Origin of the sequence: Sporomusa sp. GT1, from assembly GCF_014634905.1 — a bacterium.
Taxonomy (GTDB): Bacteria; Bacillota; Negativicutes; order Sporomusales; family Sporomusaceae; genus Sporomusa; species Sporomusa sphaeroides.
The window spans coordinates 450,004-463,536 of the sequence record NZ_BMBX01000001.1 but is presented as its reverse complement, the minus strand read 5'-3'; the positions used below and the strand labels follow the sequence as shown (position 1 = coordinate 463,536).

The following is a 13,533-nucleotide window of genomic DNA, read 5'->3' as shown; positions in this document are numbered from 1 at the left end:
GAGCATGTCACATGATTCTGGTAAAAATGACAGTCTTATAAAAATTGCCCTTAACTTGACGACGGCCTGTCTGATCTCAAGTGTAATTCTTTCGGGAGTGTATTTTATTACCGCGCCTTACGCGGCTGCAAATGATACGAAAAGAAAAGAAAAAGCTATGCAGGCGGTAATTGAAGATGTGCCGAATAAGGAGTTTGCTTTAAAATTAAGCCCGAATGATTGGGGTATAATTCCGATTGAAAACAAGCCCGGATGGTATAAAGCCGCAATGAAGGCTGACGGCAAGGTGATAGCTTATATTGTCCCGGCTGCGAGCAAAGGTTATTCTAGTGTAGTTTCGATGATTATCGCCGTTAGCCCGGAAGGGAAACTATTAAATTTCAAGGTTGTATCCCAAGCGGAAACTCCCGGTCTTGGCGACAAATTCTATGAGCCGAAATTTTATCAACAGTTTCCGGGGAAAAAACCTGAAGATTTGGTAGTTGTAAAAGAACCAACCGATAAAAATATTCAGGCGATGACCGGCGCGACTATCACTACAAGGGCAATAGCCAAAGGTATTAGAGAAGCGGCTGAGGAAGTTGGAGTATATATGAAAGAAACCCAGAACAAGTGAGGTGAATAAAATAAATGAGTAACGAAAATATGAGATTGTGGCCTGAGTTTACCAAAGGGCTTTTCGAAATGAATCCCATTTTCCGGCTGGCCTTGAGTTTGTGTCCGGCTTTGGCGGTAACTGCGACCGTGAATAACGCGGTTGCCATGGGCATTGTGGTAACTTTTGTTATTACCACAAATAATATTGTTATTTCTCTTTTGAAAAACTTTATCAATCCCAAAGTGCGCCTCCCTGTTTTTATTACTTCCATATCCACAATTGTTACGGTAAGCGGGTTGGTACTGCAAGCTTTTTCTCCGGAGATTTTTGAGGCGCTGGGTATTTATTTGCCGCTGGTGGTCGTTTTTGCCATTATTATGGCGCGTGCGGAAGTTTTTGCCACAAAAAACGGCGTTATCCCTTCGGCGGTGGACGGCTTAGGCATGGGCATCGGCTTTCTGGGTGCCATGGTTTTAATCGGTGCTACCCGTGAATTGTTTGGCAGCGGGACTCTGTTTAAGATTCCTATATTTCCCGAAGGCTTTTACAATCCTGCACTCATTATGATTTTGCCGCCTGGAGCTTTCATGCTTATTGGGCTTTTGATCGGCCTTTTTGCCATCATTGGTCAATATCAAGATAAAGCGGCGAGTAAGAAACTGAAAGAGGCAAGAATGCAAAAAATGGCGTTGCAAAAAGGAGTGAGTGCGAATGGGTGAGTATTTCACTTTATTTATCGGAGCTGTTCTTATTAACAACTTCGTTCTAACTCGTTTCTTGGGCCTGTGCATATTTTTCGGGGTTTCCAAAAACCTTGACGCCTCGCTTGGTATGGGTGTTGCGGTAACTTCGGTTATGGTGGTAAGTTCGGTAATGACTTGGCTTGTATACACATTTGCCCTTGTTCCATTTGGGCTTAAGTTTTTGCAAACACCGGTTTTTGTCCTCCTTATCGCCTGTTCTGTGCAGCTCTTGGAGATGATTATCAAGAAACATTCGCCTGCATTATATAATATGTGGGGTATTTACCTGATGCTGATTGCCGCAAACTGCATAGTATTCGGTTTGCCTGTAATCAATGCCGCAGAGGGCTTTGGCTTAGTTAAGAGTGTCGTAAACTCTTTTGGTTCCGGTGCGGGATTTGCCCTAGCTATCGTGCTTATGGCGAGCCTTAGGGAAAAATTACAGTATGCGAATGTGCCTAAGACGCTTGACGGCCTGGGGATTTCCTTTATTCTAGCTGGTATGCTGGCGTTGGCGTTTCTCGGCTTCTCCGGCATGATTTCATAGAAAGGAGGTTTGGCTGAATAAATTATGAAAAAAACTGTAAGGATATGCGCAATGAAAAAAATAACAGCCGGCATTCTGTTTCTTATGCTGGCCGGATTTGATCAAGCTGTACATGCTGCAGTGGCAGTCGAGTCGTCGATTGACGCGAATGTCGGGGCTGATACCGTAATTGCGGCTATAGTTTTACTAGTCTCCATGGGACTGTTGTTCGGTATTATTATGGCCTATGCCAACAAGAAGTTTGCCGTTGAGGTTAATCCGCTTATTCATATTGTTGAGGACATACTCCCCAAAGGACAATGCGGCGCGTGCGGCTATCCCGGCTGCATGGGCTATGCCGAGGCCGTGGTGACCAACCCGGATGTCCCGCCCAATCTCTGTACCCCTGGCAAGGACGTTGTCGCCAAACTGGTCGGCGAGCTGACAGGCAAGGCGGCGGCGCCCGTTGACCCCCGGATTGCCCAGGTCAGGTGCGCCGGTACGTATGTCAAGGCCGGTAAGGCCAATGAATACGTCGGTGTGGAGGACTGCGTGGCAGCCAACCTGTTATTCGGCGGCCCTAAGAGCTGTAAATATGGTTGTCTGGGTCTTGGCACCTGCGTTAGAGCTTGTCCGTTTGGCGCTATGGAAATGAGTGCCGACGGCCTGCCGATTATTGATCCGGATAAATGTACCGGTTGTGCAAAATGTGAAACAGTTTGTCCGAAAAAAGTCATTGCTATGATGCCGCTGGGAGCTTCTGTCCGTGTTAATTGTAATTCACATGATAAGGGCGCGGTTGCTAAGAAAGCCTGCAAGGCTGCTTGTATTGGCTGCACCTTATGTATGAAAGAATGCCCGTATGGCGCTATTAAGATGGAGAGCAATTTAGCGGTTGTTGACGCCAAAGTATGTATCGAGAAGTGTAACAATCCTACTTGCCTGGCTAAATGTCCGACTAAAGCCATCAGGGAAGCAGTGCTTGGGGTAGTGCCCGGCAGCGAAGTGGAAGATGTTGTAGCATAATACAAACAATAAGTAAAAGAGGAGGGGAAGCCCTCCTCTTTACTATTGTCTTCCCAGGATTTTTGGTCAGGGGCCCAGCACAACGGCATACAACGCTGTGCTGCTGGCGCTTACCGGTCCGCTTTTTTCAGGAGTGAAAATATAATTCCTGCCGCTGCGACCGGATGATGCCAGAGCCCGGGTAAAAACCGGCATTTTCTTACAAAGGATAATTTTGGTATTATTTGCATAAACCATTATTTTAATGTAAAATATAATAGAATATGGGCAAGGTGGCAATTATGCTTACAAAAGCTGACAAATGGCTGATTAGTGCTTTGTTACTATTTGCAACTGCCGGTATCGGCCTTAATATGTACTACCTGTCAGGAGCAAGCGGTCAGGAAAAGCATATGGTCATATCAGTAAACGGCCAGATAGTAAAAACAATTCCGTTACGTCCGGGTTATTCCGGAGAATTTAGGATTGGCGGCGATAGCCATTTTAATGTTGTTGAGTACAAAGATGGACATGTACATATGAAAGAAGCTGACTGTCCGGATCAAATTTGTGTTCAGTCAGGCTGGATAAATACTCCGCCACAGCAGATCGTATGTTTACCTTACCGGGTTGTTGTCAAAATAACAGCCGATAGTTCTGCTGATATTGACGACATTGTGAGGTAAATATGGCTAAGACAAAACGCCTGGTTTTTTTAGCCCTGCTTGTCGCCGTAGCTGCCGCCCTGCATGTTGTGGAAAGCCGGCTGCCGGTTCCCGTACCTGTACCTGGTGTAAAGCTGGGATTGACTAATATAATTTCACTGCTGACAATCATTATGCTAGGCTGGCGGGATGCTGTGTATGTTACCGTTGCCCGGGTGTTACTAGGCTCGTTATTTGGCGGTTCCCTGTTTGGACCGGCATTTGTTATGAGTATGGGCGGTGCGATGGCCAGTATTTTTATTATGAGTTATGCAGCTAATACCTACGGCAAGGTATTTTCCCCTGTCGGTGTCAGTGTACTTGGCGCAGCAACTCACAATATTGCGCAAGTAATTTTGGCAGCTATGCTTGTTAATAGTCCGGGGCTGTTATGGTATCTGCCATACCTATTGCTTTTTGCCGTACCGACTGGACTCTGCACCGGCCTGGCGGCTAATTATTTTCTTGCTAAAATTCCGGTAAAGCATGGCTTGACTTGTAAAGATACGGATTGACAATGTCCTTATACCATTTGTTCATATATGATTTGTCATACTTTTGTCAATATATTGTTATATAGTAGTGTTCTGACAACATTTGTTAATGCATGAGGGGGTTTTACGGTGAAAACCGGCACAAAAAGAGGCAGCTCAGCCGGAAAAAATATGGGTATGATGGTATTATTTCTTGTCACCGGAGCAGTTGTCGGCGGCATTTTAGGCGAACTTGCCGCCAGTTCCAGTTTGCTTTCAGGCATTGCTCCCTATTTGATAAAACCGTTTCCTGTGTTTGATGTTCCACCGGTAGCCATTAACCTGTATGTAATAAAACTGGTAATTGGTTTTGCCTTGTACCCTAATTTGATGAGTATAATAGGGATTATTGCGGCAGTTATCCTTTTCCGGCGTTTTTAGGAGGATTGGGCATGAAAATAGTTCTGGCATCATCGTCGCCCCGGCGGCAGCAGCTGCTGGAGTTAATCGGTCTTACGTTTACGATTGTTGTCAGCCAAATTGAGGAAGATAATGCTAAAGACCTGCCGCCTCACGAATTGGCGATAGGTCAGGCACGCGATAAAGCCATGGATGTTAGTAAACAGGTTGCCGGAGATGCCGTAGTCATTGGGGCTGACACTATTGTGGTTTTGGACGGGAAGGTATTTGGCAAACCGGTGGACAGGCAGGATGCTGTCAGAATGCTCACAGCTCTTGCCGGCAGAGAGCATACGGTTATTTCCGGCGTGACAGTGGTCAGAGACGGCCGGGTGTTCACTGGTTTCAGTGCGACTGCCGTTACCCTCAGACCGCTGTCAGCAGCTCAAATTGAGCGATATGTGGATACCGGCGAACCGATGGACAAAGCCGGCGCTTATGCGATTCAAGGGCGGGGAACACTGCTGGTGGAAAGCATTAATGGCTGTTATAATAATGTGGTGGGTTTACCGCTTGTTTTGCTGTCAAAACTATTAGGACAGGCTGGAGTAGAACTGTTATGACTGTAGATAAACAGTTAATGATGAAAGAGCTGCCTGAGACGGAAAGGCCACGCGAAAAAATGCTTGCCAAGGGAGCCAAAGCTCTTAGTAATGCCGAGTTATTGGCGATACTTCTCCGCACAGGCACGAAAAATATGCCGGTTAACCGGCTTGCTGAACAACTGTTAGTTAAATATGAATTGTCCGGTCTTGGCAGCATATCACCACAGGAATTGAGCCAAACGGCAGGCATCGGCTTAGTCAAAGCCGTTACGGTGGTGGCTGCCATAGAACTGGGCTGCAGGCTGAGCCGGAAAGAGCCGGCAGAACGTCCGGTAATAAGGAATCCGCGTGATGCCGCAGATTTGATGATGCCGGAGCTGAGATATCAGACAAAAGAGCATTTTGTTGCCTTGCTTTTGTCCACCAAGAATCATGTTATTGCCCGGGCAATTATCTCTGTCGGCAGTTTAAATGCTTCTATTGTTCATCCGCGGGAACTTTTCCGGGAAGCCATCAGTTACAGTGCGGCATCGGTTGTCCTGGTGCATAACCACCCCAGCGGTGATCCGACTCCCAGCAGGGAAGATATCGCATTGACGAAACAACTGGTGGAAGCCGGAACAGTACTGAATATTTCCGTACTTGACCATGTAATAATCGGCGATGGCAAGTATGTTAGTTTTAAGGAAAAGGGAATAATATAATAGGTTTTCTAAATGAAAGGGGCTAAAATTTCTATGTTCAATTTGTTCGGTTCACTATCGCGTGATATGGGGATAGATCTCGGTACAGCCAATACACTGGTGCATGTGAAAGGCAGGGGGATTGTTCTGAGAGAACCGTCCGTAGTAGCCATCCAGCGTGATACCGGGGAAGTGTTGGCTGTCGGTGAGGAAGCCAAGCAGATGATTGGGCGTACGCCGGGGAATATTGTGGCCATTCGACCGCTCAAAGATGGCGTAATTGCTGATTTTGACGTAACTCAGGCGATGCTTAAATATTTTATAAAAAAAGCAATGGATTCAAAGTCTTTTATCAGGCCGCGAGTCATTGTCGGTGTACCTTCCGGTGTTACCGAGGTTGAAAAAAGAGCGGTTATTGACGCTACAATTCAGGCCGGGGCACGGGAAGCCTATTTGATTGAAGAACCGATGGCCGCAGCCATTGGCGCGGGCTTGCCTGTTCATGAACCGACCGGGAATATGGTTGTTGATATTGGCGGCGGCACTACCGAAGTAGCCGTTATTTCACTGGGCGGCATTGTTACCAGCCGTTCTATCCGTATTGGCGGCGATGAGATGGATGAGGCGATTATTCAGTATATTAAACGCACTTATAACTTAATGATCGGTGAACGTACTGCAGAAGAAGTGAAAATTACTATTGGTTCGGCCATTACTCCGAAAGCCGATGAACAAATGGATGTACGCGGGCGGGATTTAGTAACCGGTTTACCTAAGACCTTGATTATTAAAGCCAGTGAAGTGCAATTAGCACTCAGTGAGCCGGTAGCAGGTATTATTGAAGCTGTTAAGGTTACCTTGGAGAAAACCCCCCCTGAACTGGCTTCCGATATCATGGACCGTGGAATCGTTATGACTGGTGGCGGGTCGCTTTTAAGAGGGCTGGATACGCTGCTGAACAAAGAAACAGGAATGCCGGTACATATTTCCGAAGAAGCTTTGTCCTGTGTTGCCGCAGGTACTGGTGGAGCACTGGAAAGCATTGATCTTTTAAAACGGGTGCTAATGCCGCCCAAAAAGACTCAACTAGGCTGATTCTCGCAGCTGGAATTATTGTAAGGAAGGGGCCCGGAAAGTGCGATTCATTCACAAAAAGGCGGTCATTCTCTTAGTGGCGGTGCTTACCGTCTTTTTGCTGGCCGGTACTGTAGCCAAAGGGAAATATCAGTTTGCTTTTATGGAGCAGACTGTAATTACATTATTAACTCCGATCGAATATGTATTAGGCAAACTTGGGTTTGCTATACGTCACACAAGTTCTTTTACCGGACAAATTATGACAGTGTATCGTGATAATCAGGCGCTGAAAGCTGAAAATGAGGGACTGCGCCAAAAAGATGTTAATACTACGGAGATTTTGGCAGAGAATGCGCGATTGCGGGGTATGCTGGATTACAAAAAAACTGTTCCGCAGTTTGATTTTGTCACCGCGCAAGTAATTGCCCGTGATCCGGGAACATGGACCAGCATAATTATCATAAACCGTGGTGCTGCCGATGGGATAGCAAAGGATATGGCGGTGGTAACTGCCCAAGGACTTGTTGGCAATGTCGTAACCGTTTATAATAATGCTGCCAAAGTGCAGCTCATCCTGGACCCGCGGAGCGCGGTCGGCTGCCTGGTGCAACGGCCTGAGTCGCGGGTAGCTGGTATTGTTGAAGGCAGTACCTTTAATTCGCACGCACCGCGAATGATTAATATTGCCCGTGACGCCGATGTAATCAAGGGTGATAAGATCATTACCTCCGGTTTCGGCGGTATATATCCCAAAGGTTTATTAGTTGGTGAAGTTATGGATATTGTTAATGATGAAGGCGGATTGTTAAAATATGCTGTCTTGAAGCCGGCAGTAGATTTTGATAGACTAGAAGAGGTATTAATCATCGTACAGTCGCGCGAAGTGCAACTTGTGCCGTCGGCGGCTGCTCCCACTACACCGGGGCAAACCTGGTCTAGTTCGCCTGTACAGCCGAAAGGGGCAGGTCAATGAGAACAATAGTCGTCTGGGCCGGGTTACTTCTAGGCACTATTGCTGTTCAGTCTGTCTTACTGCCATTAATTTTTAGCAATGGGACTAAACCTGATATATTGTTAATTATTGTTGTAGCCAGCGGTTTGCTTGCCGGCCGGGAGCGGGGTGTTGGTATTGGTTTTTTTGCAGGTGTAATGCAGGACTTTGCGTCAGGCAATATTTTCGGCTTGAACACCTTATCGAAGATGGCTACAGGCTATATAGCCGGCTTGGCTGAACGCAAGGTATTTAAAGAAAGTATGGTATTGCCGGTATTGGCGATTACCATGGCTACTTTCTTTAACAGCGTGAGCATGCAGGCTCTGCTTTTGCTGTTGGGTTACAAGGTAGAGCTTATTCCTATGCTGCAATATCAGCTATTACCTTCCTTGGCCTATAATATTTTGTTTTGTATTCCGATTCACCGGCTGATTTACCGGATTACTTTCGGTAACCGCAGTCAATTTTGAAACAGCAAATTAATTCTCTGGTATGTCAGTTCGTTGGTATTCTTGGAAGGGAGATTGTCGGATGCTTGCTAAACGTGAATATGGCAGACTAGAGATTTTTGGTATAATTATCATTTTCATATTTGTTGCCTTAGTATCTCGTCTTGGCTATCTGCAAATGGCACAAGGTCAATACTACGGACAGCTGGCTGACGGCAACCGCATCAGGCTTATTCCCATTATGGCCCCACGGGGCGTTTTTTATGACCGGAATGGCGTAATGCTGGTATCGAATCGTCCGGGTTTCACCATATCTTTACTGCCCATTAACGGGCCGGTTCCCGATGAAGTCATCGGCAAGCTGGCTGTTATCCTTAACCTCAATGCAGAAGAGATTAAAGAGAAATTATCTCAGAAAACCGGCTCATTTGAACCTATCCGGGTCAAAACCGATGTCGGTCCCGAAATTGTTACCAAAATTGAAGAACGGCGCTCAGAACTGCCTGGGGTTGTTATTGAAATTCAGCCGCTGCGAAATTATATTAATAATGAGCTTGCCGCTCATATTTTTGGTTATGTCGGCGAGATTAATGAGACAGAGTTGGAAAGCGGCAAAGCCCAGGGGTATAAAGCGAGAGATATTGTCGGCAAATTTGGTTTAGAAAGAGTGTATGACAAAGAAATTCGCGGTACTGACGGCGGCAACCAGGTGGAGGTTGACGCTAATGGCCGTCCGGTACAGGTAATTGGCAAGAAGGACCCGATACCTGGCAATAACTTAGTGCTGACAATTGATCAGCGAATCCAAAAGGCGGCCGAAGCGGCCATTGATGAACAGCTGATTTATCTGCAGACCAAAGCAGGATACACCAATGCCAAAGCCGCCGCTGCCGTAGTCTTGAACCCGAAGACCGGGGAAGTTTTGGCCATGGTAAGTCGTCCGACCTTTAATCCTAATGCATTTAATGGCGGTATCTCCAGTAAAGACTGGAAATTACTTAACGAGAATCCGCATCACCCGATGGATAACAAAGCGATAGCCGGTGTATATCCGCCAGGCTCAACCTTTAAAATTATTACCGGTGCGGCGGCATTAGAGCTTGGAAAAGTAACACCGGAAGAAAAAATCCTTGATACCGGCACGCACTGGATTATCCCCAAAGGTAATGCTATGGGGGAAGCTTTGGGATGGATTAACTTCCGTGAAGCCTTGTCTAAATCGGATAATGTGTACTTTTATGAGATGGGTAATCGGTTGGGTATTGATAATCTGGAAAAGTTTGCCCGCATGTTTGGCTTAGGTGCCTATACCGGAATCAATTTGCCGGGGGAATCGGACGGTCTGGTGGCCAACCGGCGGTATAAAGAAAAAGTGTATGGAGAAGACTGGTATTTATCAGAGACCTTCGACGCTGCCATTGGGCAAGGCTTTCAATTGGCAACGCCGCTCCAAATGGCTGTGGTTATTGGTCAGGTTGCCAACGACGGTCAACGTTATAAGCCACAACTGGTTAGCAGGATTACCGGCCCTAATGGTGAGGTTCTTAAAACTTTTGAGCCGGAAAAAACAGGTCAGGTAACTCTGGCTGAGAGCAATTGGACACTTATCCAGGAATCACTGCGGGAAGTTGCCCAGGAAGGTGGTACTGCGGCCACTGCCTTTGGAGATTTTCCGGTTGCCATTGCCGGAAAAACGGGTACATCGGAAAATTCTCATGGCAGTGACCATGGCTGGTTTGTAGGCTATGGTCCTTATGAAGATCCGCGGGTGGCAGTTGCTATTATTGTTGAGCAAGGCGGTTTTGGTTCATCATCAGCAGTACCTATTGCCAAAAAAATTATGGAAGCAGCTTTTAATATTAACCAGACTCCGGCTGAAGCGGCTAAAATATACCGGCCGCAGACTGCGTTATAACCAGATAAAAGAAAACATGAGGCTAGACTTTATCAGTCTAGCTTCATGTTTTTTTAGTCTAACAGAGTTTATTCCCGTAACCCTCTGGCTTCTTTAGCTAAAGGAAGTTCGGCGCTCCGCTTGGAACTAAGCGATTCACACAAGTTTTCGCGTCGCGCTGCTCCTAATAACCTGGTTCTCTGCTTATGGGGCGATGCCAAAAGTAAGACCGCGACGCTTGATTCCTGAATTATCTGATATGCGTAAAGTCAAAGGACTGCGTCAGTGGTTTTGCTTACCCCATATTTAGGTTGCACCCTGGTCTTTATTGCCTGTAGACCCAAAAAAGTAAGGAATGATGGCTGCAAATGGCTGCTGGTATAAAATTGTCATAGTTACCGGTATAGCGACAGCATGGGGAAAGAAGGTTAAAGCCAGCACCACGCCGAAACTGGCATTACGCAAGCCAACACAATAAATCATGGCCAGCGCCACTTCACGTGAGCGGTTTTTAAAAACCAAAGAACCCAGATAACCCATGGCATAGCCCAGCGCCACCAGGAACATGGTTACCAGGACGATTTTAAGGGTCGACAAGTCCCAGGCGATATCTGGTCCAACTAAAGCGGCATTAATGAATATAACGGCAAAGAAGGCCAGCTTGGCAATAAAATTGCCAATAACCTTAAGCGACTTGGGCAGCATATCGCTGCGGCCATGATCATGAATCAGCATACCGGCTATACTTGGGATGGTAATCATCGCAAATAACTGAACCATCATTTGCAGGTAATCAATTTGCAATGTCTGCCCAATGACGGCCTTAAAGAAAAAGGGTAACATGACAGGCACCAGCAATGTATCAAGGGTGACGGCAACCAGGGCAACAGATACGCTGCCACCGGTTAAAGCCGTCCAAATGACAGACGTCACACCAATGGGAGTGGAGGCGGCTATTAAATAGCCTAACTGGGTATAAGGATCGCCGCTGAAAAAGAACAGTCCTGCCAGCCAGGCAATACATGGGGATACAACATGTATTAATACCAGTATCCAGAGCGGGATAACCGGCTTTTTTAACACTCGTAAAAATTCTTTTAAACTTGTACCAAGTGCGGTAACAAACGTCATATAACCAAAGGAACCGACTACGGTCGCCCGCAGGGCGGGAGAATCGGGAAGCGGTATTAAAAACCCGGCTATCAGGCCGGAAAGTACGATAAAGAACATATGCTGTCCCAGCCAGGCAGTAATTTTTGCCAAAAAGTTAATCACGTTATAGCCTCCAATACAATACTAAAGTACTATATTCCAGCTTATATGGGACATACCCTTTTTAGCTGTTAACAGGATATGCCTCCCGATAAGAACGATACGGTTTGGTATCGCTTTGCCGTTGCCCGCCGGAAGCACAGGTTTGCCGGTACACCTGTGCTTGCAAAAAGCTTTACTATGTTGTGTATATAGTTTGCAGGAAATTTGGGAAATAGGGCGAATTTTAGTTGACATATGGGTAATAATTTATGGTAAAATTTAGGAGAAGATATGCGGGAGGATGTAGTTTTTAAAGGAAGTAAAGACGGCCTTGAATTGGTACTGAACCAAACGGCTGATTTTACCGCCATATTGGAACAGTTAAAAGAAAAGTTGGAGTCGGCTGCCTACTTTTTTACCGGCAGCACCGGCGTCAAAGTGTCATCCGGCACCAATACATTAACCGGTGATGAACGAAGGCAGCTAATCAGCCTGCTGGCCGGTTATGGACTTGCCTTACATGACCGGCCTGAGCCCCTGCCACCCGAAATATCGCCTCAGGATAATAGCTGCGGGGAAGCTGCTCTATACCGGCAGGAGAACGAAGGCGGACAAACGTTAATCATATCAAGAACGCTCAGAAGCGGTCAGAAGGTAGTATTTGACGGTTCTGTCATCGTTATGGGAGACGTTAATCCCGGTTCTGAAATTATTGCCAGCGGCAATATTACTGTTCAGGGAACCTGCAGAGGCTTAGCACACGCCGGCGCCAACGGCGATCAAGCGGCGGTTATTACGGCTGATAAGCTAATCGCAGGCCAGCTAAGAATCGCCGGACTTATTGCGCGGGCACCTGACAACCAGGATGTGCCTGCCTACCGGGAAACAGCCCGGATTGACGGCGGAGTTGTTGTGATTGGACCGGCAGACGATGTAAAGATTACATAGGAGGTACATAGATGGGGGAAGTAATAGTTATTACGTCAGGAAAAGGCGGCGTAGGAAAAACGACGACAACCGCTAATATAGGTACTGGTTTTGCTCTTCAGGGCAAAAAAGTTGTTTTAGTTGATGCCGATATCGGCTTAAGGAATCTTGATGTAGTTATGGGGCTTGAAAATAGAATTGTCTATGATTTAGTTGACGTGACTGAGGGTAACTGCCGCTTAAAGCAGGCACTGATCAGGGACAAGCGGTACGAGACACTCTACCTGCTGCCTGCTGCCCAAACCAGAGATAAAAACGCCGTTACGCCAGACCAAATGCAGCAGTTATGCAAAGACTTGGCGCAAGAATTTGACTATGTAATTATTGATTGTCCGGCAGGTATTGAACAAGGGTTTAAAAATGCCATTGCCGGTGCAGACCGCGCCATTATTGTTACCACACCGGAAGTGTCGGCTGTTCGCGACGCGGATAGAATTATCGGCTTGTTAGAATCAGAAGGCAAGCACAACCCTAAGCTGATTGTTAACCGTATCCGGCCACTCATGGTCAAAAAGGGCGACATGATGGATATTGACGATATTATCGAAATTTTAGCTGTTGATTTATTGGGAATCATTCCTGAAGATGAGTACATTGTCATATCTACCAACAGGGGCGAGCCTGCCGTTGTCAACAACTCCGCCCTGGCCAGTACGGCTTACCGCAACATCGTGCGCCGCCTGACAGGCGAAAATGTTCCGCTCATGGTTCTTGAGACGAATGAGAGTTTATGGGGCAAGTTTAAAAAAGTGTTGGGATTGTAAATAATGGGTCTAGGAGGAGAAAATGTTGTTTGAACTTATTCAAAAGCTGTTTGGCCGAGAAGCGCAAGGTTCGAAAAATATTGCAAAAGAACGTTTGAGATTTGTTCTGGTGCATGACCGGGTTAATGTATCACCACAGTTTATGGAAGTTATAAAAGATGATATGATTAAAGTTATCTCTAACTATATGGATATTAATGAAACCGAAATGGAAATAAATTTGACCCGGACTAACACCCAGGTGGCATTGGTTGCTAATATTCCGGTAAACCGCATGAAACGGACCATGCCGGGAGAGTAGGGAAAATAAGATTGATGGCGGCCTCTTACGGCAGCATACTGGACGCGGGCAGAAAATACTATTATAATATATAAGAT

At 46.4% G+C, this 13,533-nt stretch carries 17 protein-coding genes; 16 read left to right on the top strand and 1 reads right to left on the bottom strand.

Annotation, left to right across the window (positions count from 1 at the left end; all coding sequences use genetic code 11):
* Positions 1–4 precede the first annotated feature (4 nt).
* The 13 genes from GT1_RS02450 (at position 5) to mrdA (ending at position 10,171) form a co-directional block, all read left to right on the top strand.
* Positions 5–616, top strand: coding sequence for an RnfABCDGE type electron transport complex subunit G (locus tag GT1_RS02450; protein WP_075754583.1), 612 nt, complete (start codon positions 5–7; stop codon positions 614–616).
* A gap of 14 nt (positions 617–630) precedes the next feature.
* Positions 631–1,317, top strand: a complete 687-nt coding sequence (gene rsxE, locus GT1_RS02445) for an electron transport complex subunit RsxE (RefSeq protein WP_223226006.1) — start codon at positions 631–633, stop codon at positions 1,315–1,317.
* Entirely contained in the window at positions 1,310–1,888 is a 579-nt protein-coding gene (locus GT1_RS02440; protein WP_075754585.1) for an electron transport complex protein RnfA, read from the top strand. The genes rsxE and GT1_RS02440 overlap by 8 nt, the downstream gene beginning before the upstream one ends.
* Positions 1,889–1,939: 51 nt before the next feature.
* Positions 1,940–2,893: an RnfABCDGE type electron transport complex subunit B gene (gene rnfB / locus GT1_RS02435; RefSeq protein WP_223226005.1), complete on the top strand. Its 954-nt coding sequence runs from the start codon at positions 1,940–1,942 to the stop codon at positions 2,891–2,893.
* A 281-nt stretch (positions 2,894–3,174) separates the two neighbouring features.
* A complete protein-coding gene (locus GT1_RS02430; protein ID WP_188397118.1) occupies positions 3,175–3,558 on the top strand; it encodes a NusG domain II-containing protein in 384 nt (127 codons plus the stop codon).
* Positions 3,559–3,560: 2 nt separating this feature from the next.
* A complete protein-coding gene (locus GT1_RS02425) occupies positions 3,561–4,091 on the top strand; it encodes a Gx transporter family protein (protein ID WP_188397116.1) in 531 nt (176 codons plus the stop codon).
* A 156-nt stretch (positions 4,092–4,247) separates the two neighbouring features.
* Complete coding sequence (locus tag GT1_RS02420; RefSeq protein WP_083945529.1) at positions 4,248–4,490, top strand: DUF4321 domain-containing protein; 243 nt, start codon at positions 4,248–4,250, stop codon at positions 4,488–4,490.
* A gap of 11 nt (positions 4,491–4,501) precedes the next feature.
* On the top strand, positions 4,502–5,071 hold the full coding sequence (locus GT1_RS02415) for a nucleoside triphosphate pyrophosphatase (RefSeq protein ID WP_188397114.1): 570 nt from the start codon (positions 4,502–4,504) through the stop codon (positions 5,069–5,071).
* Entirely contained in the window at positions 5,068–5,757 is a 690-nt protein-coding gene (gene radC, locus GT1_RS02410; protein WP_188397112.1) for a DNA repair protein RadC, read from the top strand. The genes GT1_RS02415 and radC overlap by 4 nt, the downstream gene beginning before the upstream one ends.
* Before the next feature lie 33 nt (positions 5,758–5,790).
* Positions 5,791–6,831, top strand: coding sequence for a rod shape-determining protein (locus GT1_RS02405; protein WP_075754598.1), 1,041 nt, complete (start codon positions 5,791–5,793; stop codon positions 6,829–6,831).
* A gap of 40 nt (positions 6,832–6,871) precedes the next feature.
* The gene (gene mreC, locus GT1_RS02400; protein WP_188397110.1) at positions 6,872–7,786 is read left to right on the top strand and encodes a rod shape-determining protein MreC; all 915 of its coding nucleotides are present in this window, start codon (positions 6,872–6,874) and stop codon (positions 7,784–7,786) included.
* Entirely contained in the window at positions 7,783–8,277 is a 495-nt protein-coding gene (gene mreD, locus GT1_RS02395) for a rod shape-determining protein MreD (protein ID WP_075754602.1), read from the top strand. The genes mreC and mreD overlap by 4 nt, the downstream gene beginning before the upstream one ends.
* 61 nt (positions 8,278–8,338) lie before the next feature.
* On the top strand, positions 8,339–10,171 hold the full coding sequence (gene mrdA, locus GT1_RS02390; protein ID WP_188397108.1) for a penicillin-binding protein 2: 1,833 nt from the start codon (positions 8,339–8,341) through the stop codon (positions 10,169–10,171).
* Between the two features lie 285 nt (positions 10,172–10,456).
* On the opposite strand, the gene GT1_RS02385 is transcribed toward mrdA, so the two are convergent.
* A complete protein-coding gene (locus GT1_RS02385; protein ID WP_223226004.1) occupies positions 10,457–11,425 on the bottom strand; it encodes a bile acid:sodium symporter family protein in 969 nt (322 codons plus the stop codon).
* Positions 11,426–11,695: 270 nt separating this feature from the next.
* On the opposite strand from GT1_RS02385, the gene minC reads away from it, so the two are divergent.
* From minC to minE, 3 genes are read left to right on the top strand one after another with little or no spacing between them, the layout of a single operon-like run.
* Positions 11,696–12,352 (top strand): septum site-determining protein MinC, encoded by a 657-nt coding sequence (gene minC / locus GT1_RS02380; protein ID WP_075754606.1) that lies wholly within the window; start codon positions 11,696–11,698, stop codon positions 12,350–12,352.
* A gap of 11 nt (positions 12,353–12,363) precedes the next feature.
* Positions 12,364–13,155 carry a septum site-determining protein MinD gene (gene minD, locus GT1_RS02375; protein WP_075754608.1) on the top strand — a complete coding sequence of 264 codons (792 nt, stop codon included), beginning with the start codon at positions 12,364–12,366 and terminating at the stop codon, positions 13,153–13,155.
* Positions 13,156–13,180: 25 nt separating this feature from the next.
* The gene (gene minE, locus GT1_RS02370) at positions 13,181–13,456 is read left to right on the top strand and encodes a cell division topological specificity factor MinE (RefSeq protein WP_075756011.1); all 276 of its coding nucleotides are present in this window, start codon (positions 13,181–13,183) and stop codon (positions 13,454–13,456) included.
* Positions 13,457–13,533: the final 77 nt, after the last annotated feature.